This window comes from Dermabacter jinjuensis (genome assembly GCF_902381725.1).
GTDB lineage: Bacteria > Actinomycetota > Actinomycetes > Actinomycetales > Dermabacteraceae > Dermabacter > Dermabacter hominis.
In genome coordinates this window covers 919,296-939,993 of sequence record NZ_LR698963.1, presented here as the reverse complement: position 1 = coordinate 939,993, position 20,698 = coordinate 919,296, and the positions used below count along the sequence as shown (strand labels likewise).

Sequence of the window (20,698 nt, the reverse complement as noted above, 5' to 3'; positions counted from 1 at the left end):
CGTGGCTAAGCTGCCCCGTACTCCACGCGAGGGGCCGGGGAGACTCCCGTAGCCTACCGATGACTGGGCTGCCTGCGGAACTTTGGCCGGATCGCGGTCGCGCGGGCGCTTCTCCGCGGTGCTTCACTCACCCCTTAACCGCGCCGTCTTCCACTCCCTTGAAGAAGAAGCGCTGGAACACGGCAAAGAACAGGATGATCGGCACGAGCGCAATCATGGTGCCCGCGGCGATGACGCGCGGGTTGGAACCGAAGTTCGAGTTGAGGTACTGCATGCCCACGGTGAGCGTGTATTTGTCGGGATCGCTCAGCACGAGCAGCGGCCACAGGAAGTCATCCCACCCGCCGATGAACGCGAAAATGGCGACGACACTCGCCATACCCCGCACGTTCGGCCACACCACTCGCGTGATGATTTGCCACGTATTCGCGCCGTCGATCACGGCCGCGTCAAGGAGCGCCGGCGGGATCGATCGGCACGCCGCCATCATGAGAAGAACGTTGACAGCACCGATGAGGCCGGGAAGCACGACGCCCGCGAGCGAGTCAGCGAGGCCAAGCGACTTGATCGTGAGGAACTGGCTCATGAGGGTCACTTCGCCGGGCAGGAGAAGCGTCGAAAAGAGGATCCCGAGCGCGATTTTCTTGCCCTTGAACTGCAAGCAGCCCAGGGCGTAACCGGCGATTGTCGAGAAGACCACGTTCGCGAGTGCGAGTGACACGGCGACGATGAGCGAGTGCCAGGCGTAGCCGAGGATCGGCACGGTGTTGGCAACCTCGACGTAGTTGTGGAGCGTGAAATCACTCGGCAGAAGCGACGGCGGGAACTGATAGATGGGGTCCTTCGGGCCTTTGAAACTCGTGCTGAGCTGCCACAGGAACGGCCCCACCGACACGAAGAACATCGCGACGAGCAGAATGTAGCGCACGATCAAACCGGCAAGCGTCGGCTTATTAAATCCCCCGGATTCCTTGCTGCGCCACGGGCGGTTCGTGTTGCGGTAGGTGCGGGAAGAGGTTCCGACGGCTTCCGGGTTCACGTTGCCGGCTCCAGTTTCGAGAGTGGACATTCCGATCAGTTCCTTAGTGCGCGTTCGAGTCTGGCCGGTTGTTGAGGTAGGCCACGAGGATGAGTGGCCCCACCGTGAAGAGGAAGAGGAGTACGGAAAGCGCCGATGCGTAGCCGAGCCTGCCGTTGAGGCCTGAGCCGACCTGCTGGACGAGCATGACGAGCGAGGAAGCCTCGCCACCGGGCCCGCCCGAGCCTTTCGAGAGCACGTACAGTTCGGAGAACACGCGCATGCCGCTCACGGTGATGAGGGCGCTCACGAGGAACATTGCGCCGCGCACGCCCGGAACGGTGACCGACCAGAAGCGGCGCCAGGCGCTCGCGCCGTCCATGGCTGCGGCCTCGTGGAGCTCGTTGCCGACGTTGGCGAGTGCCGCGAGGTACACGACCATGTAGTACCCGAGACCCTTCCATACGGTGAGGACGACGGCCGTGAAAATGAGACCCCATCGCGAGGCGAGGAACGGCAACGGGCCTTGAACGAGGCCGAGGAATTGCAGGGTTTCGTTGATGACGCCGCGTGAGTCGAAGAGCCACTGGAAGATGAGGGCCACGACAACAACCGAGGCAATGACGGGGAAGTAGAAAGTCGTTCGGAAGAACGAAATGCCGGGAATCACGCGATGCACGAGGAGAGCGAGCAAGAGCGGCAAGAAGGTCAGGAGGGGGACGCACGCAACGGTGAAGGCAAGCGTCGTTCCGAGCGATGTCCACACGCGCGCATCGCTAAAGAGCGCCGCATAGTTGTCGAAGGCGACGAAGGTTCCTCCGGTGAGCGGGCGCGCATTCGTGAAGCTCAGGACGACCGTGTTGACGAACGGCCATAGAGCAAAAACGACGACCCACACAACTGCGGGGCCTACGAGGAGCCACGGGACGTACCACTTGTATGAACGCACGCTACTTCTTTCCTTCCAACGGTGCGGCGTAAAGGGGCCGGGCGAGGCCCGAGGGGCTTCGCCCGGCGACGGGTATCAGCTGAGCTGATCGTTGCCGTACTTTACGGCTGCGTCGAGCGCTTCTTTAGCCGTGATGTCGCCGCGCATGGCGAGCGCCATCTGCTGCCCCATGTTGGTCTTCATGTCTTCGGTCCACATGACGTTCGTGGGGTCGACTGCGGTCTTCATCGACTCGGCGGCCAGCTCGACTGCTTTGTTCTGCAGTTCGATGTCCGATTTTTCGGCGAACTTGCTGGGGTCGGCTGCCGCTTCTTTCGTGCCGGGCAAGAAGCCCTGTGCGAGCTTGACGAACTCGATCTGGTTTTCGGTGTTCGTCGCGAACTTCGCGAAGGCGAGTGCTGCGGCGGGGGCCTTCGACTTTGCGGAGACGGCGATGCCCTGCACGAACAGGGGCGGCTGCCCCATGCGCTTCGTGACGACCGTCTTCTCGATGAGGCCGGGGTTATCGGTCTTGAGCTCGGTGGGGTAGCTCGAGGTCGCGGTTGTCCACAGCACCTTCTCCTGCTTGTACAGCTGGGCGTTACCGGTGTAGTTATCGCTCAGCACCTCGACCGGCATGGCCTTGGCTTTGTACAGCTCCACGTATTTCTGCAGGAAGTCGACGTTTTCGTCGGTGTTGAAGTTGAACTTGCCGTCGTCACCAGAGGTGATGATGATTTCGGGGAGCGAGGAGATGATCGGGGCGGATCCCCCCTGCTTGGCGGCTTCCATGGCCAGGTCGTAGAGCTCGTCGAAGGTGGTGGGCAGCGATTCCTCGCTCACGCCGAACTTGCTCAGCGCATCGATGTTCCACCAGGACATGTCGGTACCGAGGTACCACGGGTAGCCGTAGCTGCCGTCGATGCCCGGCATTTCGTAGGCCTTGACGCCGCCCTCGACGTACATGTCTTTGAGCTTGTCGTCGGCCTTCGCGAGGTCGAGAAGCATGCCGTTCTTTGCGAGTGAGTACGCGAAGTTCGGCGGAACGTTGACGACGTCAGGGAGCGCGCCGGAGTTTGCCTGGCCGAGGAGCTTATCCTCGTAGCCTTCGCCGGGCTGATCCATCCACTTGACTTTGACGCCCGGGTTTTCTTTTTCGAACCTTGCGACGAGGTCTTCAAAGTAAGGGCTGAATTTTTCGTTCTTGAGCGACCAGGTTTGGAACGAAATCTCGCCCTCGACCTTGCCTTCTTTGGCTTCCTTGGCGGCTTTATCCTGTTCGGCGCTGCCGCCGCCACCGCTCAGACCGCATCCCGCGAGGGTGAGCCCCATAAGCCCGACGCCTGCACCGAGAACCGCGCGACGAGTTGTTTTCATTGCCGTGTACCTCTTCCTTGAGATGTCGTGAGCGGCACCAGACCGGTGATAACTAAACCGCTAAAGTTGAGTGTACACGCCTCCTCAGCCACACGGAAGACTGAAGGCCCGCAGGCGGATCGCTCCGCCCGCGGGCCCAAACCCCCACAGCCCCTATGGAATCCAGTTAAAAACGCGCGCGAAGCGTCACGATCTGGAACGGTCGGGCCGCGATCGTGATCCCGTCGCCGTCAGCGCGCTGGGCCTGGTAGTGCAGCACCGACTCCTCGGTCAGCTCACGCTCGAGAAGATCCACAGCGACAATCTCCTCAGCGCCAGGCACCACAACGACACCCTCGCCGCGCACGCCCTCGGACTCGTATAGGCGCACGATCAGATCGCCCGACTGGTCCTCGGCGAGTTTGAGCGTCTGGAGGCGCAGCGAGGTCCCCTCCCCCTCGATGCGCGCAAGCGCAGCGTCCACGAGGTCGTGATCGACATCGCGCGGCACCTGATTGAGTCGCGTGCCCTCGTCGATTGCGTCGGCAATCGACGCACCCGGAACGAGCGAAAACCGCATCCGGTACTGCCCCTCCTCAGCGCGCGGATCGGGGAACTCGGCCGCGCGGATCACGGTCGCGCGCACGATCGTGGTCGTGCCGCCGTCACTCTCGCGAAGGCATCGGCGCACGTCGTGGCCGTACGAAGAGTCGTTCGCCAGCGAGACGGCCGAGCCTGCCTGATCACCCTCGTGCACGCGCACCCAGCGGTGCGCGCACGTCTCGAAGCGACCGAAGTCGTCGAGCGTGTTGACGGGGATGGGGCGTTCGATGTGCCCGAACTGGATCTCGCTCGCCATGTGCGCCGCGCGCAGGTCGAACGGGAACGCGAGCTTGAGAACCTTTTTGCGCTCGTGCCAATCCACGTCGAGCACGACCTCGAGCCCCTTGGCACCGGGCGAGAGCACGTATGTGAGCACAATCCTCGAGCCGGTCCCGTTAGAGGGCGCGCCGGGGTACGGACGCTCCTCGGTGCGCACGCCCTCCGTGCGGGTCTCGTAGGTGGCGCGCACGCGCACCGCCTCGCCTTCGCGCTCCACGCTCACGGGTCCGACGGCTGCCAGGTCCCTGCCAATGCGCCGATAAAACTCGTCGATGTCCCACGAATCCCACGCGTTGGGGGTATCGCGGTGAAGCTGGAGCAGCGCGCCTTTGGCGCCGGGGGCGATGAGCTCGCGGCCGCTTTCGCCGGCGCGGAGGCTCACGAGGTGGCCGTCGCCATCAATCCGCGCGAAAACGTGGCCGTTGCTGAGGGCGAAGCAGCCGTCGGACTCTTCGCACGTAACCTCGCCCGCGGTTTCACTGCTCTTTGCCGCGCCCGTGTCCTTTGCCCTCGCGATTGCCTCGAGGGCTTTCTCGACGAGTTCCTCGCCGCGCTCCGCGATGCCCTCGTAGTTGTGTTCGGTCTCCTTGTGCACCCACGCGATCGAACTGCCGGGGAGGATGTCGTGGAACTGGAGGAGGAGGACCTTTTCCCACAGCTCGTTGATCTCCGCATAGGGGTACTCGAACGAGTCATCGAGGCGTGCGGCGAGCGCGCTCCATTTCTCGACGTCGTGCATGAGCGCCTCACTCCGGCGGTTGCCCTGCTTACCGCGGATCTGTGACGAGTACGTGCCGCGGTGAAGCTCGAGGTACAGCTCACCGTTCCAGCGTGGCGCATCGGCGTATTCGGCGCGGCTGCGCTCAAAGAATGCCGTGGGGCTCGAGAACTCGACCTTCGGCGAACCCTCGAGGCTCGCGGCCCGGCGGCCCGCCGCGAGTTGCTCGCGCGTGGGGCCGCCACCGCCATCGCCCCAACCGGTCGGGCTAAGCGCGATGTGGCTGCGGCCCTTGTCCTTGTAGTTCTTCTCGACGTATGCGAGTTCTTTGCCGGTGAGCTGGCAGTTGTAGGTGTCGGCGGGCGGGAAGTGCGTGTACTGGGTCGTGCCGTCGATGCCCTCCCACCAGAACGTGTGGTGCGGGAACACGGAGAACTGGTTCCAGCTGACCTTTTGGGTGAGGAAGTTGGTGTTGCCCGCGGCGGCGCAAATTTGCGGAAGCGCGCCCGAATATCCGAAGGAATCGGGCAACCAGGTTTCTGTGGTTTCGAGCCCAAACTCGCGCAAGAAAAAGCTCTTGCCCTGAATGAACTGCCGGGCCATTGCCTCGGAGCCGGGCATGTTCGTGTCGGACTCGACCCACATGCCACCCACGGGAATGAAACGGCCGCTCGCGACGTGCGCCTTGATGCGCTCGAACAGTTCGGGGTAGAAATCTCGGATCCACTGGTACTGCTGCGCCGATGAACACGAGAACGTCAGGTCGTCGTAATGCTCGAGGAGCCAGCACACGTTGGAGAAGGTGCGCGCGCATTTACGCACTGTCTCGCGCACGGGCCAGAGCCACGCGGAGTCAATGTGGGCGTGGCCGGTCGCGATCACGGTCATCGCGGAGGCATTGGCGGGCTTGTCGAGTTCGCGACGCAGCACCTCGCGGGCGTCGCTGGCGGTCGCGTGCAGATCATCCGGGTCGGCGACGTCGAGTGCATCGTCGAGGCAGCGGAGGATGTCCTGGCGGCGCGTGCTGTCCTCGGGGAGTTCATGCATGAGGCCGTTCAGCGCAACGACATCCTGTTCGAGCTCCCAGATCGTTGTCGAGCGCCACGCGAGGCGAAGTTCCGTGAGGTCGTAAATCGGGTCGTCTCCCGCGCTCTCCCACTCACCGAGCTTCGTCGGCGCGAATGTCCAGTCACCTGCGACGTTGGGATTGGCGGCAAGTTCGAGGTAGTACTCGAAGCTCGTGATGCCGGGTTCGAGCGTGAGGTACTGGTTGTAGGGATTGACCGCCTTGACGGTGGTGCCGTCGGTATTCCAGATGAGCGCCTCGGCCTGGAAGCCCGGCATGTTCGTGAAGGAGAGATTGAGCTGGAGTTCTATGTCACGTTCGTCGTCGGTCACCCACGCGTCGGGGACCTCGCCCGTCACGTGCAGCCACAGGGTTGACCAGGGGCGGCCCCAGCGCGCGCCGACCTCGATGGGGATATAGGTCTGCGCTTTCGCTTCGGCGAAGGGCACGGGCTCGCCGGGCACCTCCCACGCTTCGATCGTGACGGGCGCGGTATCGAGGTGACGCCGGGCGGGAAGCTGTTCGGCGAGGAACCGTCGGACCCGGTCCTCGCTGTGCGCGCGGTTGTTGAACATCGGTTGGCCTTTCGTCGAGGGTCTGCTGCGCGTTCGGGTTACGGGCGGGCACGGTCGTGATCGGCGGGTGGCGAACGACGGTGCTCGCGCTATCCGAGCTCGAGGCTTCGGTACTCTCCACGGCGAGCGAAATCCATCCATTCGCCGAAGACATCGGATCCTGTATTGGTGAGGGAGCGGTTCGAGCCATCGGCCTTCAGCCCTTCCACGATCACGCTCTGCGTCGAGGTTGGGGTCGTGGCAAGCTCGCCGGCTTTCTCGAGAGCGATGAGGTCGCGGAGGCGCTCGCCCGCGGGTTTCACCGCTCCTTCGGAATCGATGAGACCCAGGCTATATTCCAGATCTGGGAAGTCGGCAAGTGTTCTCGAGACGTCGTGGGAGCACCACCAGGTGATGCCCGAGAGGTCTCGGTACCCGCACGCTGCGCGAACGGTTCCCTCGAGGAAATCGGCGGCGTTCTCGGGACTCACCCACGGCGTTGGCGCGCCCACTTCCTGGAGCCACACGGGGCGGTCCGACGGTTGCCCGCTCACCCTGTGCCAGAGGTCTGCGACCTCGAGCAGGTAGCGGGCGAAGTGGGGAAGCTCGGGGGCATCGATGCCGTAGCGTTGCGCCGCGCCGCCGAAGATCCACGAGTGCACGGTTGTGGAGTCACCGAGTTCAACGGCCGCGCGGGGGGTGAAGGGGTGAGCATCGACGAACCAGGTGTCGTCATCAAAGCAGTGGTGGTGGGCTCCCGTCGGGAAGGCTCCGCGCACCTCGGCGAGCATGCCGTCGAGCCAGGCGTAGGCCTCGCTCGGGGAGATCTCGTGGCGTTCGGGGTGCCGTGGGGCGGCGAACTGACCGATCTCGTTGCCGAGGGTGAGGCCCGAGACGTGTGGGCGGGCGGAGAGCTCGGCGGCGAGGGCGCGGGCGAGGGCGCGCTGGCCGTTCACGACGTCGGCGTCGGTGAAAATGTTGCGGCGATGCCACGTACTCACCCACGAGGGGAGGAAGTCGAAGCTCGACAGGTGACCTTGGAGGAGATCCACGGAGACCGTGAGGCCCGCGTCGCCGGCGGCGTCGGCGACGGCGAGGACGTCATCGATGGCTTTCGAGTCGATGAAAGTGCGATTGGGCTGCAGGAGCGGCCACAGCGGGAAGATGCGCACGTGGTCGAGGCCGAGGTCGGCGAGGGTCGCGAAGTCGTTGTCGACCGAGCCGAGATCGAGGTTCGCCCAGGAGTGGAACCAGCCTTTTCGGGGGGTGTAGTTCGCGCCCCACGCGTGCTGTTGATTCATCGCGTCACCTCGTTGTCGCTGGATACCCATGCGCTCACCTAAAGCGCTTTAGCTCAAAAGGTATCATGGACTGCATGGCCCGCCCCACCATCGCCGATATCGCCCGCACCGCCGGTGTTTCGAGTACCGCCGTGTCGTTCGCGCTCAACGGGCGGCCCGGAGTCGCCGAACCCACCCGCGAAAAAATCATGGCGATCGCCCACGACATGGGGTGGACCCCAAACAGTGCCGCTCGAGCGCTGTCCACTTCGCGCGTCAACGCGATCGGCCTCATCATCACGTCGTCCTACGCCGAACTCGCGCGAGACGCCTTCTTTCTCCAGCTCATCGCGGGCGTCGAGCACGCACTCTCGTCGAGCCCCGTCGCCCTCGTCCTCAAAATTGTCGAGAACTTCGAGGATGAGCTCACGGCGATTCGCCAGTGGCACGGCGAGTCCCGCATCGACGGGCTCATCCTCGTCAACCCTCGCCCCGACGACCCGCGGCCTGCGCTTACGAACACGCTCGGCGTTCCCACCGTCTTCATCGGCAAGCCCGGAACGAACGAGCAGTTCTCCTCCGTTTTCATCGACGACGCTCTCGTCATGGACACGCTTATCGAAGACCTCGTGGCCCACGGAACGCGCCGCATCGCCTACCTCCATTCGCACGCCCGCTACAGTCACGGCGAGGCTCGCCTCAAGGCCCTCAGGCGCAGCCGCCCGGGGATCACGGCAATTGAGCACGGCATCCCCTTGGGCGAGCTCGACGACACCTGCGCGGCCATTCGCGATTTCGCCTCGATGCTCGACCTCACGGCCGCGACGACGTTCGTGTGCGAGAGCGAGGACCTCACTCTCGCGACCCTGCGCGCACTCAGCGACCTCGATGTCGCCGTCCCCGCAGACGCGGGCGTCGTGTCGTGGGAATCGACCCCGGGCCTCACGCTCCGTACCCCTGCGGTCTCGACGCTCGAGCGAAGCCCCGCCGAGATGGGAAGCGCCGCGGTGGAAGTCCTCCGCGACATGCGCGACAATCCCGGGCCCGAGCCCCGCACACGCGAACTCGCGTGCCCGCGCCTTCACGCGCGCGACACTCTCCCGCCGCGCGTCGAGAGCTAGAGAAGCGGCTCGGCCACGAGCGACGGGCGAGAGATCCCCGCAACGTCGAGGGCAAGCTCGCAAAACATCGCATTGGACCACGAGAACCACTCGCGCGTGAACGCCGTGGGATCGTTGCAGTCGACCCCTTCGTGCATATAGCCGGTTCCACCGGTCGTCGCGAGGAGCAACTCGAGAATCGCCCGCTTCTCGTCGATGTGGGTCGAGGTGAGCCCCTCGACGGATTTCGCGATGGGCCACACGTAGCCCTCGGGCGTATGCGGGGAGCCGACTCCCGCGAGCGCCGATCCCTCGTAATAGAACGGGTTGGCGGTGCTCAACACGGCCGCGCGTGTCGCGAGATACAGCGGGTCCTCGGCATCAATCACGCCCAGATACGGGAGAGACAGAAGCGAGGGGACGTTCGCGTCATCCATGAAGAGGGCTTCACCGGAACCGTCAACCTCGTACCAGAACCGGGCACCCCCCTCATCGCGCGTGATTCCGTGCGCCTCAATCCCCTTGAGGATCCCCTCGCGTACGAGGTCGGCACGCTCGCCCAGGGGCAGACGTCGGACCCCTTCACCCTGCTCCCCCGGCGCCTCGCTAAATCCGGCCGTCGCGCACGCCTCCACGAGCGCCGGCACGGCCCTGAGAGCCGAGGCCATGAAGAGGTTCCCCGGGATGTTGTAGCCGAGCGCGCACGCGTCATCGCTCGGGCGAAAGCCCTGCCAGACGAGCCCACACGGCTCAGTGAGCCGCCCGCGCCCCTCGCGTACGAGCGTGTCGGTGGGCGGGCAGTCGCGGCGCACGAACGTGTACGTCGAGCGTTCTTCGTGGTGGGTTTCGGTTTCGAGGACCTCGAGGACGGCCTCAAGGGCTGGGAGCGTGTCGGCGGTGATCCAGGATGTGTTGCCGGTTGCGAGCAGGCGCGCGGCGAGGTCAATCGGGTAGGCGAGCGAGTCAATCTCGAACTTGCGCTCCCACACCCACGGGCTCGGCTCGGGTTCGTCGTCATCCCAGCGGTTTGAGTTGGCTTCCTCGTTAAAGGCGTTTGCGTACGGGTCGATGAGAATCATGCGCCAGTGCGTCGCGAGCAGGCCGCCGATCAGGTCACCGAGGGTTTCGTCCTCGCCGACCAGGCGAAGCAGTGGCGAGAGTTGCGCGCACGAATCTCGCAGCCACATCGCGGGGATGTCGCCCGTCATCACGAACGTGTCCCCCTTGCCGCGGCGACGAACCGTCGTCCGCGCCGTGTTGTCAAGGAATCGCACCACGGCCTCGGCGACGCCCTCGCCAGCAGCGTCGCGCACGCGGGCAGACACGCGTTCAAGGAGTTCAGGGGCGAGTTCAACGCCTTGGGGATGAGGGGTTCCGACGGTGGCAAAGCGGGACACTCTTAGCTCATTTCGCTCGGGGTTCTCGGCCGCCAACAGTGGCGGATGTGGACCTTCTTCCGGTCTTCGATGCTCCCACTTTCTCGCATCCCGCACCGTGGAGGCAACACGGCTCGTGCCCCTCTCACGCCTTTACATTCCCAGGTAGGAGTTTTACCCTCGTATGTGAATCGCGTCATAGATACGTGATTGGCGCATATACGTCTACAACGGAGTGAGACATGAATCGGCCACGCGGAGCCACGCACCAATCGTCGCGGCGAACCTTCCTGAAAGTGACCGGAGGAATCGCGAGCACACTCCCCCTCGCGATGCTCGCAGGCTGCTCGAGCGAGCGCGATTCGTCCACGCTCAAGGTCGCCTATCAGCAATTTGGTTCGGGCACGACCCTCCAGCAGTGGCTCACGAAGATCATCGCGGAGTTCACCAAGAAGCACCCCGGCGTGAGCGTCGAGCTCCTGCCGATCGTCGCCGCGGAGAACGACTACTTCACGAAGAACGAACTCTTGATGTCGTCGCCCCGAAGCTGCCCCGACCTCGTTTTCGAAGACACCTTCATCCTGCTCTCCGACGTTGCCGCCGGATACATTCAACCGATCGACGATCTCGTCAAGGGCTGGGAGGGCTGGGACAACCTCTACCCCGCTTCCCAAGCGGCAGCCGTCGATCCCGAGGGGCGCGCGCACTGCGTTCCCACTGAAACGGACACGCGCGGCATCTATTACAACAAGAAGGTCTTCGAAAAGGCCGGCCTGCCCACCGAGTGGCAGCCGCGCACGTGGGAGGAGATCGCCGAAGCTGCCACGACCATTCGTGACACGAACGTCGATGCCGCCGGCATGTTCATGTACTGCGGGAAAACCCAGGGCGAAAAAGCCTCGATGCAGGGCTTCGAAATGCTGCTGTATGGCACGAACGACACCCTCTACAACCCCGAGACGAAGAAGTGGGTCGCAGGGTCGCAGGGCTTCATCGACACGCTCGCGTTTTACAAGCGCCAGTTCGACGAGAAGCTCACGCTGCCCGTCTCCCAACACCTCGACCCGAATATCGCCGAAGCGATCCAATCGACGATGTTCCCCGCCGGCAAACTCGGGATCCTCATTGACGGCTCGTGGATCTCCAACCAGTGGGCTGAGGACGGCCCCGCACCGTGGCCCACGTGGCAGGACGATGTGGGCCTCGCCCAGATGCCCACGCAAAATGGAGAAGAACCGGGGCTGACCACCCTCGCCGGCGGCTGGGGATGGACGATCCCCACCCACGCGCGCGACCGAGAGCTCTCCTTCGAACTCATCAAGGAACTGTGTACGCTCGAGAGTCTCGTCTACCGCAATAAGAGCGGCGCCAACCTCACGACAAGGAGGGACGTCGCGAAAAACGAGGAATACAGGACTTACTCGCCAACCGTCGGATTCTTCACCGACATTTTCGAAGCCGCCTACTACCGGCCGGCGTTTGCTGTCTATCCCGAAGTGTCTTCCGCTCTTCAAGACGCAATGGACACCGTGATGGTGGGCGACAAGACTCCCGAACAGGCAGCCGCCTGGTACGACACCAAGCTCACCGAGCTGGTGGGCAAGGAGAACATCGAGGTGCGTAACTCATGAGTACTTCCGTAGATGCCGTCGCAGCGGCGCCAACAAGTGCGCCAACCAATCGCAAACGGGCTCCGCTCGGGAATCACCTCACGCCTCGCCGCGGCCTCCTCATGGTTCCCGCGTTCCTGCTCATCGCGATTTTCATGCTCGGCCCGATCGTCTATTCGATCTATCTCGCGTTTACGAATAAAGCCGTGCGCGGGGAGAACGCGAAAGCCGTGGAGTTCGTCGCGCTGGACAACTTCATCACCGCCTTTAGCGACGATCGGTTCTGGAACGCCGTCGTCCTCACCCTGATTTTCACCCTGGTGTCCGCGGTTATCGGCCAAAATCTCCTCGGCATGGTTCTCGCACTCCTCATGGAGAAGGCCAACCGCCTCGTGACGTTCATCGGCACGTCGATCGTGATTCTCGCGTGGATCCTCCCAGAGGTCGTCGCGGGCTACCTCCTGTACACCTTCTTCGCCGATCACGGCTCCCTCAACACGCTCCTCACGAGCATCGGGCTTCCCGGGCAAGACTGGCTCTTTAGCGCGCCGATCCTCGCGGTGTCGTTCGCGAACATTTGGCGCGGAACAGCGTTCACGATGCTCATCTACTCGGCGGCTCTCACGTCGATCCCGAAGGACGTATACGAATCAGCGGAGATCGACGGCGCGGGGGCGTTCACGCGACTTATCCGCATCACAATTCCGCTCATGCGTACCGCGATCGCCACGAACCTCATGCTCATCACGCTGCAGACCCTTTCCGTTTTCGGTCTGATCTTCATCATGACCGGTGGCGGCCCCTCCGGTCGCAGCCAGACCCTCCCCCTGTACATGTATGAGCAGGCGTTCTCGTACGGCCAGCTCGGCTACGGCACCGCGGTCGCGCTAATCCTGCTCGCGATTGGGGCGATCGCCTCACTCATCTATCTGAAGCTTCTGCCTGAGGAGGACAAGCGATGACCACCGCAGCTCCCACGAAGGCCCGTGCGAAAAGCGACCGCGGAAACCAGCCTCACACGGCGCGCGGGCGCCTCACGTCCGCTCTCTCCTCGATCGTCATCGCCCTCATTAGCGTAAGTTTCGCGATCCCCATTCTGTGGGTCGTGCTTGCGTCTTTCGATACCGAAGCGACCCTCGCGGTGAAGGCGCCGGAACACTGGAGTTTCGGCAACTATCAGGCAATCTGGAACGAGCAGACGACGTTCCGCCCGCTCCTCAACTCGCTTGTGCTGTGCGGGTGCGCAACACTGATCACGATGACGGTCGCGGTGCTATGCGCCTACGCCTTCTCTCGGTATCGCTTCCGGGCGCGGCGCCCGCTGCTTCTCGGCATCCTGTTTTCCACGGGCCTTCCGATCACGGCAATCATGATCCCCGTGTATTCGATGTTCGTGCAGGTCAACCTCGTTGACTCGATGCCCGCCGCGATCCTGTTCCTTGCCACGTCGTCGCTTCCCTACGCCATCTTCCTCACGAAAGGGTTCATCGATTCCGTGCCCGTCGAGATTGAGGAAAGCGCGTGGACGGAAGGTGCGGGTGTGGTGCGCACGATCCTCTCGGTCGTTCTTCCACTCATGAGGTCGGGCCTCGCCGTCGCCACGATTTTCACGTTCGTGGGCATGTGGGGCAACTTCTTCGTGCCGTTCATGCTGCTGCTGAGTCCCGAGAAGCTCCCGGCTGCCGTCACCCTCTACACGTTCTCGTCCCAGTACGGCCAGGTGGCGTACGGTCAGCTCGCGGCGTTCTCGATCTTCTACTCCGCCCCGATCGTGGTGCTGTATTTGGCGCTCGGCCGGAGCCTCGGCACGGGCTTCGCGGCCGCCGGCGGCGTCAAGGGTTAGGGGGTCCGACGGTTGCTTTAATCTGAAGAGCGCTCCCGGCATCGATCGCCGGGAGCGCTCTTTGTGCACCAGCGGCGAGTGCCGCGTGGAGCGTTACTTCGCCTCGTGCACCTCAGCGTCGCCGCCGGCCACGCTCGAGTCGCTCGACGTATCGGTGGCCTTCACCGTCGGCGTGCTCGCCCTGTGGGAGGCGCGTGCCTCCTGTGCCTTGTCCTTGGCCGCCGATGCCGCGCCCTTCGCGGCGCTCTTGGCCTGCTCGGCAACCTCGGGGGCCTTGTCCTTTACGGTCTCAGCCGCGTCCTTCGCCACCTTCGACACGGTTTCGCGCGCCTGGCCAACCCTCTCCTGCACACGCGGGTCATCGACGTACTGCTTGGCGGTTGCCTCGAGCTTCTCGTAGGGCTCACGGCCCATCTTCGAGCCGATCACAAAACCAATAGCGATGCCGGTCGCAAGAATGAGCTTGTTCTTCATGGTTCCTCCTCCAAGAGGGATGTCTACGGACACAGCCATCGTGGCACACAGTTCTGAGGGCAACTCGGTCGTTGGCTCGACCTCCTCGCAGCCCCAAGCAGCTTTACTCAATCACGGGAGGCGGAGCAGTCGAGCCGCGAATCACGAACCCTGTCTCCAGTTGAAGCCTCCTGGTTACTGATTCTGGATTGGTCAAGAGACCCACGATTGCATTCACTGCGGCAACACCCATCTCATTTAAGGGCTGATCCACGACTGTGAGGGGCGGGGCGCTCTGTTCCGCATACGAAGTGTTGTCGAACCCCACGACACTGAGGTCATACGGAACATGTATCCCAAGACTGCGCGCAGCCTCCAATACTCCCAAGGCTGTTTCATCTGATGCAGCAAATACTGCCGAGGGTCGCTCTTCTTGGTCAAGTAGTTCCAAGCCAGCCTCGAGGCCTCCTTGGAATGTGAAGGGGGCCGTCCTGACAAACTCCTGACGGTATTCGACGCCATGACGCGTGAGCGCACTTCGGTATCCCTCATGTCGATCCGCCGCCGCATCAGACAGAATTGGGCCCGCAATGTGCCCTATTCTCCTATGCCCCAGGTGAAGCAAGTGCTCAGTCGCTTCGCGTCCGCCTGCCCAATTGGTTGCTCCGATTCGCACAATGTCAGATCCAACAGAGTTCGTCGGATCGACGAAAGCTACAGGGAGCCCGAGGTAGCGGATACTTTCTGCAAGGTCCGGGGTCAATGGTGTTGTCACGAAGATAAAGCCATCGGCCTTATGCCCACCGCTCTTGAGCCACTCGCTAAGAGACCCTCCCGAACTATGCTCGCTAGCACTTTCGACTGTGTTAATGAGGACATCGAAACCTCGCGCCGTAGCCGCGCCAAGTACCCCCGTAAGGACTTCTGACGCGTACGGAGATTCGAGCGCGTCAAAGATGATCATCAAACGTCGCGCCTCGAGGTTCACGCTTGGATTGGAGTACCCAAGCACCTGGGCCACTTTTCTCACGCGCGCACGCATCTCCAGACCAACACCGGGGCGATTATTCAGAACCTTAGAGACCGTACCGACGCTGACTCCTGCTTCAGCAGCAACCCTGGCAAGGGTAATCTTCCCACTCACACTTCCCCTAACGAAACTTTTCGCAACTTTTTAGTTTCTACATCTAACTATTTCAGAATTACGCTCGCCAGGCCGCATGTTTGTCCTTACAGTGAAGCTAAGCCCACGAAAAATTTTTCGGTTGGCCCGATGTACCACATGAACTCAAGGAAGAGGACCCCATGTCTCATTCATCATTCACCCTAACTCGACGCTCGTTTAGCATCTTCGGAGCCGGGGCCATCGCTCTAGGTCTCACCGCATGCGGCGGCGGGACAAGGCCGGGGGGTGCTGGGTCGGGCACCACGGCATGGACTCTCACCGGTGGCGCCGAAGCAATGTTCCGCGCCACCTTTGATGAGTGGAACGAGAAACACTCCGACAGCAAAATCAAGGTCGAGTACTTCTCGAACGACTCATACAAAGAAAAGATTCGAACCGCCATTGGGTCGGGTAACCAGCCCACCCTTGTCTACTCGTGGGGCAACGGTGGAACCCTCCGCGACTACGTGAAAAACAACAAAGTCATCGATCTCACTGGGAAGGTCGACGAGGCCGCTAGCCGCGCCCTCCCATCCGTTCTCGACGCTGGCAAGATCGATGACAAAATCTATGCGTTGCCGAACAACAATAGTCAGCCATCGATGCTCTATATCAACAAGAAGCTCTTTGCTGAACATGGCGCGACGGTCCCAACCACATGGGACGAGCTCCTCGCCGCGGTTGATGTATTCAAGGCAGCCGGTGTCACGCCAATCGCTGTTGCTGGCTCAAGCCAATGGCCCTACCTCATGTGGATCCAGTACCTGACCGATCGCATCGGCGGCCCAGAAGTCTTCCAGCGTGTCCTCGACGGCGAACCGGATTCTTGGTCTGACCCGGCGATTAAGGAAGCGCTTGAAAAGATCCAGGAACTCGTCAAAGCCGGTGGCTTTGGCAGTGGCTACGGCTCGGTTGTGTCCGACGCGAGCGCAGACGTGGCTCTCGTCTACACCGACAAGGCGGCCATGATCCTTCAGGGATCGTGGATTTACTCCGACTTCCTGGAAGCAGCAGCTGATTGGATGGCGGAAGGCAATCTCGATGTCGTCGCGTTCCCAGAAGTCCCCGGAGGCAAGGGGGACCTCTCAAATGTCACCGGCAACCCTGCAAACTTCTGGTCAGTGTCCGCAGACGCCACCGAAGAGGACCAAGAGATCGCCATCAAGTTCCTCAACGAGATGAACCTCGGAGAAACGGCGATTAAGGCTCTCATTGAGGCTGGTACTGTCCCGGCCGCTGCCAATATTGAGGAATCTTTGAGTGCGAGCGAGCGCTCTGACTACCTCGAATTCGCTTACGGTCTCGTACGAGATGCGGCGCATTTCCAAATGTCGTGGGATCAAGCCCTCGACGCTGGGCCCGCACAAGCCCTTTTGCAGAACCTGAGCCAGATCTTCCTACTCGACATCACCCCGGACGACTTCATCAAGAACATGAACGGAACCCTGTGATGTCAACTTCGGCACTTCCTCACAAGAAGAAGCCGAAGACCAAGCGTGTCGTAGGTAGGGGGCCAAGCCTTTGGCTCCTTACCCCGGCACTCGCCTTCTTCGTCTTCTTCTGCATCATTCCGCTCATCGGGGTTTTCGTTTTGTCCCTGACTAAGTGGGACGGCATCGGTACTCCGCAGTTCGTGGGTCTCGAGAGCTGGCAGTACGCCCTCTCCAATGACACAACTCTCAATGCCATTCAGCTGACTGTGCTTCTGACGCTTCTTAGCTATGCCGTTCAGTTCCCACTGAGCCTTTTGCTAGGAACCTTCATGGCGGGCGAGCAAACGTATCGTGAGTTCCTTTCGGTGCTGTACTTCCTGCCCATGCTCTTCTCCGCAGCTGCCATAGGCATCGCCTTCAAGGCCTTGTTGGACCCAAATTTCGGGCTTTCCAATGCCTTCGGCCTCGACGTGCTTTCGCAAGACTACTTAGGCCAGCCAAAGCTAGCGTTCTACGTAGTCATCCTGGTGATTTCGTGGCAGTTCGTGCCGTTCCACTCTCTGCTTTACCAGGCAGGGGTTCGTCAGATCCCGAAGACGATGTACGAGGCTGCCCAGATCGATGGTGCGGGCAGAATCAAGCAGTTCTTCTCCATCACGCTTCCGCAGCTGAAGTACACCATCGTGACGAGCTCGACCCTCATGATCGTTGGTTCACTCACGTACTTCGATCTCATTATCACGCTTACGCAGGGGGGACCCGGAATCGCAACCCGAATCCTCCCCCTGGACATGTACTTGCTCGGCTTCCGCAGCAATCTCATGGGGCCAGCCAGTGCCGTTGCGGTGCTTCTCGTGGTCGTGGGTCTGGTCCTTTCGCTTTCACTTCAGAAGCTCTCGGGGTCTGACTCCATGGAAAGTCAATCGGAGGGTGCATAGCCATGCTGAGCTTCATTCGCAAGCACAATGTTCTCGGCGCGCTTGGTGGATGGATCTGGCTACTCATCACGATCGTCCCGATCTATTACATTGTGATCACGAGCCTCAAGCCTCAGTCAGAGTTCTATACAACGAATCCTCTTATCCCTTCAATGCCCTCTTTCGAGGCGTACGGTAGAGTGCTTGAAAATGACTTCGCGATGTACCTTTTCAACAGCCTCTTCGTTGTGGCTTTAACGGTATTCGGTGTCCTTTTTGTATCGACTCTTGCTTCATATGTGATCGTTCGTTCGCACTCTCGTATCGCACGCTTATGCAACAAGTTCTTCTTGCTCGGAATCGCGATCCCAATTCAGGCAATCATTATCCCCGTTTACCTGATCATCGTGGAGATCGGCCTCTACGACACCTTGTGGGCCCTCATCTTGCCGGGAATTGCATCTGCAATCCCCATCACGATCATGATCCTCGTGAACTTCATGCGTGACGTCCCCAATGAACTCTACGAATCAATGATTGTTGACGGGGCAAGCGACTGGAAAATCTTTCGGAAGCTTGTTCTCCCACTGTCGATGCCGGCCATCACCACAGTTGGAATCTACGACGCTCTCAATGCTTGGAATAACTTCCTCTTCCCATTGATCCTCACGCAGAGCGGCGATAAGCGGACCCTGCCGATGTCGCTATGGACTTACCAGGGTGAGTTCCAGGCAGATATTCCAGCAGTTCTCGCGGCAGTCACACTGTCCGCCGTGCCAATTCTCGCAATGTACATCTTTGGCCGACGCCAACTTGTCGCGGGTCTCACCGCGGGCTTCGGCAAGTAACCGCACTTCAACTACTCAAGGAGTTTTCCCCATGTCGACTCTCTATGTTTCTGCTTCTGCCGCCCCCGGGGGCGTTGGCACCAAGGATCAACCGTTCCGCACCATTAGCGAGGCTGCCGCTGTAGCTGTTGCTGGTGACACCGTCGAAGTCGGTGATGGCACTTACCGAGAATGGGTCAAACCCAGCAATCCTGGCCTTAGCGATACCCGACGTATCACTTTTCGCGCAGCGGAGGGGTGCCGCCCTGTTGTGAAAGGCTCCGAGATCATTGACACGTGGGAAGATCAGGGCAAAGGCGTCTGGAAGGTTGACGTTCCTAACTCTTTCTTCGGTGATTTCAACCCTTACAAAGAAATACTCTTCGGCGACTGGCTTCTCACCCCGGCACCGGAAGGGCCACACAAGCACCTTGGCGAGGTATACCTCAACGGCGAAGCCTTTTTCGAAGTTACGAGTCTCGAAGACGTCAATCGCCCAATGGAACGCGAAAACGTCTACGACGACTGGACCGGGGTTGCAGTAGACCCCGAGAGCTACGCGCATGGAGGGCGCGTCTGGTATTGCGAAGTCGATACCGACTCGACTCACATCTGGGCCAATTTCGGATCTGTGGACCCTAATGAGGAACTCACTGAGATCAATGTTCGCCGAAGCGTATTTTTTCCTGTCGAAGCCCACGTCGACTTCATCACCGTTGCTGGGTTCGAGATGGCTCATGCTGCGACACCATGGGCGCCACCAACCGGTGATCAGCCCGGCTTGATCGGCCCAAAGTGGGCGAAGGGTTGGATTATTGAGAACAACCTCATCCACGACGCAAAGTGCTCGGCTGTTTCTCTCGGGAAGGATGCGACGACAGGCGATAACTACCACCAAAAGCGTTGGGATAAGCCTGGCTACCAGTACCAACTCGAATCGGTCTACGAGGCCTACATGCTGGGGTGGTCGAAGGAACGCATCGGCTCGCACGTTGTCCGTAACAACGAGATCTATAACTGCGGCCAGAACGGCATCGTAGGGCACCTCGGTTGCGTCTTCTCACGAATCGAAAACAACCATATCCACCACATCGCTACGCGGCGTGAGTATTTCGGTCACGAGATTGGTGGCATCAAACTCCATGCCCCTATCGACACGGTGATCGCTAATAATCGTATTCATGACTGCACACTTGGCATCTGGCTCGACTGGGAGATCCAAGGCACCCGGATTAGCCGAAATGTCCTCTATCGCAACAACCGCGACATCTTTTTGGAGGTCTCACACGGTCCTTATGTCGTCGACTTCAACGTCTTCGGCTCTAAAGCAGCGGTGGAAAATGTCGCCCAGGGCGGTGCCTACATCCATAATCTGCTTCTAGGCACCTTGCGCCAAGAGCACGTCCGCGACCGCGCAACGCCGTACCACCTGCCCCATTCGACCGCGCCAAAGGGATATGCAGTGATCGAGGGCGGCGACGATCGCTACCGCGGCAACATTTTTGCCGGCGACTCGGTTGAATCGGCGTACAACTTAGATCGCATTCTGCCTGATCTTGAGAAGTCGATCGTCGGTCTCGGCACCGACGGCTTCGGAGATTTCCCTGCAACCATGGATGAATACATCGAGGCAAGGAAAGCCTACGGAAACGCTGATCACATGGCTTTCCTCGGCGCCCTCCAACCCATCGAACTTCGCGACAATGCCTACAGTGGAAACGCCCAGCCCCTAGCACGTGAGGAAGGCGCACTCTCACTCCCAGGGGCACAGTTCTCAATAGTCGAAGAGGAGGATGGCGTTTATCTTGAAGCTGAGCTACCAGAGAGCTTTGCTGCAGGCGAGGCTCAGACTTGCGCTCTCCATGATCCCTACTCTCCTACTCGTTTCTCCTACGCAGATTTCGAAGACGCGGACGGATCCCCGGTGTCGTTCGAGGTGGATGTAACAGGCGAAAAGGTTGGCGACACACCGGGTCGCGGACCGGTTGCCGCTCTGTCCGCGGGACATAGTCGCGTAAAAGTCTGGGGTTAATTCCTCCTATAGACCGATCCCTTCTAAGCTACGGAAAGGCTCCTCGCCACGATCACGGTGGCAGAGGAGCCTTTCCCGTGCTCTTCACCCCTCTTCGCCTAGCGGGTAGTGCAACCGTGGGCTTGGGTTTTGGTGTAGTC

Annotated in this window: 16 protein-coding genes; 8 read left to right on the top strand and 8 right to left on the bottom strand. The window is 61.1% G+C overall.

Features of this window, described 5'->3' with window-relative positions; genetic code table 11:
• Window positions 1-127: 127 nt before the first annotated feature.
• The 5 genes from FXY94_RS04065 to FXY94_RS04045 form a co-directional block, all read right to left on the bottom strand.
• Window positions 128-1,069, bottom strand: a complete 942-nt coding sequence (locus FXY94_RS04065) for a carbohydrate ABC transporter permease (protein WP_016663749.1) — start codon at window positions 1,067-1,069, stop codon at window positions 128-130.
• Window positions 1,070-1,082: 13 nt separating this feature from the next.
• Complete coding sequence (locus FXY94_RS04060) at window positions 1,083-1,967, bottom strand: carbohydrate ABC transporter permease (RefSeq protein WP_016663748.1); 885 nt, start codon at window positions 1,965-1,967, stop codon at window positions 1,083-1,085.
• A gap of 75 nt (window positions 1,968-2,042) precedes the next feature.
• Window positions 2,043-3,323 carry an extracellular solute-binding protein gene (locus FXY94_RS04055; protein WP_016663747.1) on the bottom strand — a complete coding sequence of 427 codons (1,281 nt, stop codon included), beginning with the start codon at window positions 3,321-3,323 and terminating at the stop codon, window positions 2,043-2,045.
• A 166-nt stretch (window positions 3,324-3,489) separates the two neighbouring features.
• Window positions 3,490-6,543, bottom strand: a complete 3,054-nt coding sequence (locus FXY94_RS04050) for an alpha-mannosidase (RefSeq protein ID WP_016663746.1) — start codon at window positions 6,541-6,543, stop codon at window positions 3,490-3,492.
• An 89-nt stretch (window positions 6,544-6,632) separates the two neighbouring features.
• A complete protein-coding gene (locus FXY94_RS04045; protein WP_016663745.1) occupies window positions 6,633-7,823 on the bottom strand; it encodes a glycoside hydrolase 5 family protein in 1,191 nt (396 codons plus the stop codon).
• Between the two features lie 74 nt (window positions 7,824-7,897).
• Here FXY94_RS04045 and FXY94_RS04040 point away from each other — a divergent pair, with 74 nt between their 5' ends.
• Window positions 7,898-8,923, top strand: a complete 1,026-nt coding sequence (locus FXY94_RS04040; RefSeq protein WP_016663744.1) for a LacI family DNA-binding transcriptional regulator — start codon at window positions 7,898-7,900, stop codon at window positions 8,921-8,923.
• Here the strand turns inward: FXY94_RS04040 and FXY94_RS04035 are convergent.
• On the bottom strand, window positions 8,920-10,299 hold the full coding sequence (locus FXY94_RS04035; protein ID WP_016663743.1) for a glycoside hydrolase family 125 protein: 1,380 nt from the start codon (window positions 10,297-10,299) through the stop codon (window positions 8,920-8,922). The genes FXY94_RS04040 and FXY94_RS04035 overlap by 4 nt on opposite strands.
• A gap of 275 nt (window positions 10,300-10,574) precedes the next feature.
• On the opposite strand from FXY94_RS04035, the gene FXY94_RS04030 reads away from it, so the two are divergent.
• Genes FXY94_RS04030 through FXY94_RS04020 form a run of 3 tightly spaced genes read left to right on the top strand, consistent with a single transcriptional unit; the run spans window position 10,575 to window position 13,731 of the window.
• Window positions 10,575-11,909 (top strand): extracellular solute-binding protein, encoded by a 1,335-nt coding sequence (locus FXY94_RS04030; protein ID WP_232049687.1) that lies wholly within the window; start codon window positions 10,575-10,577, stop codon window positions 11,907-11,909.
• On the top strand, window positions 11,906-12,850 hold the full coding sequence (locus FXY94_RS04025; RefSeq protein ID WP_016663741.1) for a carbohydrate ABC transporter permease: 945 nt from the start codon (window positions 11,906-11,908) through the stop codon (window positions 12,848-12,850). The genes FXY94_RS04030 and FXY94_RS04025 overlap by 4 nt, the downstream gene beginning before the upstream one ends.
• Window positions 12,847-13,731 (top strand): carbohydrate ABC transporter permease, encoded by an 885-nt coding sequence (locus FXY94_RS04020; protein WP_016663740.1) that lies wholly within the window; start codon window positions 12,847-12,849, stop codon window positions 13,729-13,731. The genes FXY94_RS04025 and FXY94_RS04020 overlap by 4 nt, the downstream gene beginning before the upstream one ends.
• A 93-nt stretch (window positions 13,732-13,824) precedes the next feature.
• Here FXY94_RS04020 and FXY94_RS04015 read toward each other — a convergent pair whose 3' ends face one another.
• Window positions 13,825-14,205 (bottom strand): hypothetical protein, encoded by a 381-nt coding sequence (locus FXY94_RS04015; RefSeq protein ID WP_016663739.1) that lies wholly within the window; start codon window positions 14,203-14,205, stop codon window positions 13,825-13,827.
• 103 nt (window positions 14,206-14,308) lie between these two features.
• Window positions 14,309-15,328 carry a LacI family DNA-binding transcriptional regulator gene (locus FXY94_RS04010; RefSeq protein ID WP_016663738.1) on the bottom strand — a complete coding sequence of 340 codons (1,020 nt, stop codon included), beginning with the start codon at window positions 15,326-15,328 and terminating at the stop codon, window positions 14,309-14,311.
• Between the two features lie 317 nt (window positions 15,329-15,645).
• Here FXY94_RS04010 and FXY94_RS04005 point away from each other — a divergent pair, with 317 nt between their 5' ends.
• The 4 genes from FXY94_RS04005 to FXY94_RS03990 are packed head-to-tail and all read left to right on the top strand — an operon-like array spanning window position 15,646 to window position 20,558.
• Complete coding sequence (locus FXY94_RS04005; protein WP_232049686.1) at window positions 15,646-16,800, top strand: extracellular solute-binding protein; 1,155 nt, start codon at window positions 15,646-15,648, stop codon at window positions 16,798-16,800.
• Window positions 16,800-17,720, top strand: coding sequence for a carbohydrate ABC transporter permease (locus tag FXY94_RS04000; RefSeq protein ID WP_016663736.1), 921 nt, complete (start codon window positions 16,800-16,802; stop codon window positions 17,718-17,720). Before FXY94_RS04005 ends, FXY94_RS04000 begins: the two co-directional genes overlap by 1 nt.
• Before the next feature lie 2 nt (window positions 17,721-17,722).
• A complete protein-coding gene (locus tag FXY94_RS03995) occupies window positions 17,723-18,547 on the top strand; it encodes a carbohydrate ABC transporter permease (RefSeq protein WP_016663735.1) in 825 nt (274 codons plus the stop codon).
• Window positions 18,548-18,578: 31 nt separating this feature from the next.
• Entirely contained in the window at window positions 18,579-20,558 is a 1,980-nt protein-coding gene (locus FXY94_RS03990) for a right-handed parallel beta-helix repeat-containing protein (protein ID WP_016663734.1), read from the top strand.
• The last annotated feature ends 140 nt before the right edge of the window (window positions 20,559-20,698 follow it).

What these genes read in the sequence shown, in the direction of transcription:
- FXY94_RS04065 (WP_016663749.1), bottom strand. Translation starts at nt 1,069, where the DNA reads ATGTCCACTCTCGAAACTGGAGCCGGCAACGTGAACCCGGAAGCCGTC.
- FXY94_RS04055 (WP_016663747.1), bottom strand. Translation starts at nt 3,323, where the DNA reads ATGAAAACAACTCGTCGCGCGGTTCTCGGTGCAGGCGTCGGGCTTATG.
- FXY94_RS04050 (WP_016663746.1), bottom strand. Translation starts at nt 6,543, where the DNA reads ATGTTCAACAACCGCGCGCACAGCGAGGACCGGGTCCGACGGTTCCTC.
- FXY94_RS04045 (WP_016663745.1), bottom strand. Translation starts at nt 7,823, where the DNA reads ATGAATCAACAGCACGCGTGGGGCGCGAACTACACCCCCCGAAAAGGC.
- FXY94_RS04040 (WP_016663744.1), top strand. Translation starts at nt 7,898, where the DNA reads ATGGCCCGCCCCACCATCGCCGATATCGCCCGCACCGCCGGTGTTTCG.
- FXY94_RS04025 (WP_016663741.1), top strand. Translation starts at nt 11,906, where the DNA reads ATGAGTACTTCCGTAGATGCCGTCGCAGCGGCGCCAACAAGTGCGCCA.
- FXY94_RS04020 (WP_016663740.1), top strand. Translation starts at nt 12,847, where the DNA reads ATGACCACCGCAGCTCCCACGAAGGCCCGTGCGAAAAGCGACCGCGGA.
- FXY94_RS04015 (WP_016663739.1), bottom strand. Translation starts at nt 14,205, where the DNA reads ATGAAGAACAAGCTCATTCTTGCGACCGGCATCGCTATTGGTTTTGTG.
- FXY94_RS04005 (WP_232049686.1), top strand. Translation starts at nt 15,646, where the DNA reads ATGTTCCGCGCCACCTTTGATGAGTGGAACGAGAAACACTCCGACAGC.
- FXY94_RS04000 (WP_016663736.1), top strand. Translation starts at nt 16,800, where the DNA reads ATGTCAACTTCGGCACTTCCTCACAAGAAGAAGCCGAAGACCAAGCGT.
- FXY94_RS03995 (WP_016663735.1), top strand. Translation starts at nt 17,723, where the DNA reads ATGCTGAGCTTCATTCGCAAGCACAATGTTCTCGGCGCGCTTGGTGGA.
- FXY94_RS03990 (WP_016663734.1), top strand. Translation starts at nt 18,579, where the DNA reads ATGTCGACTCTCTATGTTTCTGCTTCTGCCGCCCCCGGGGGCGTTGGC.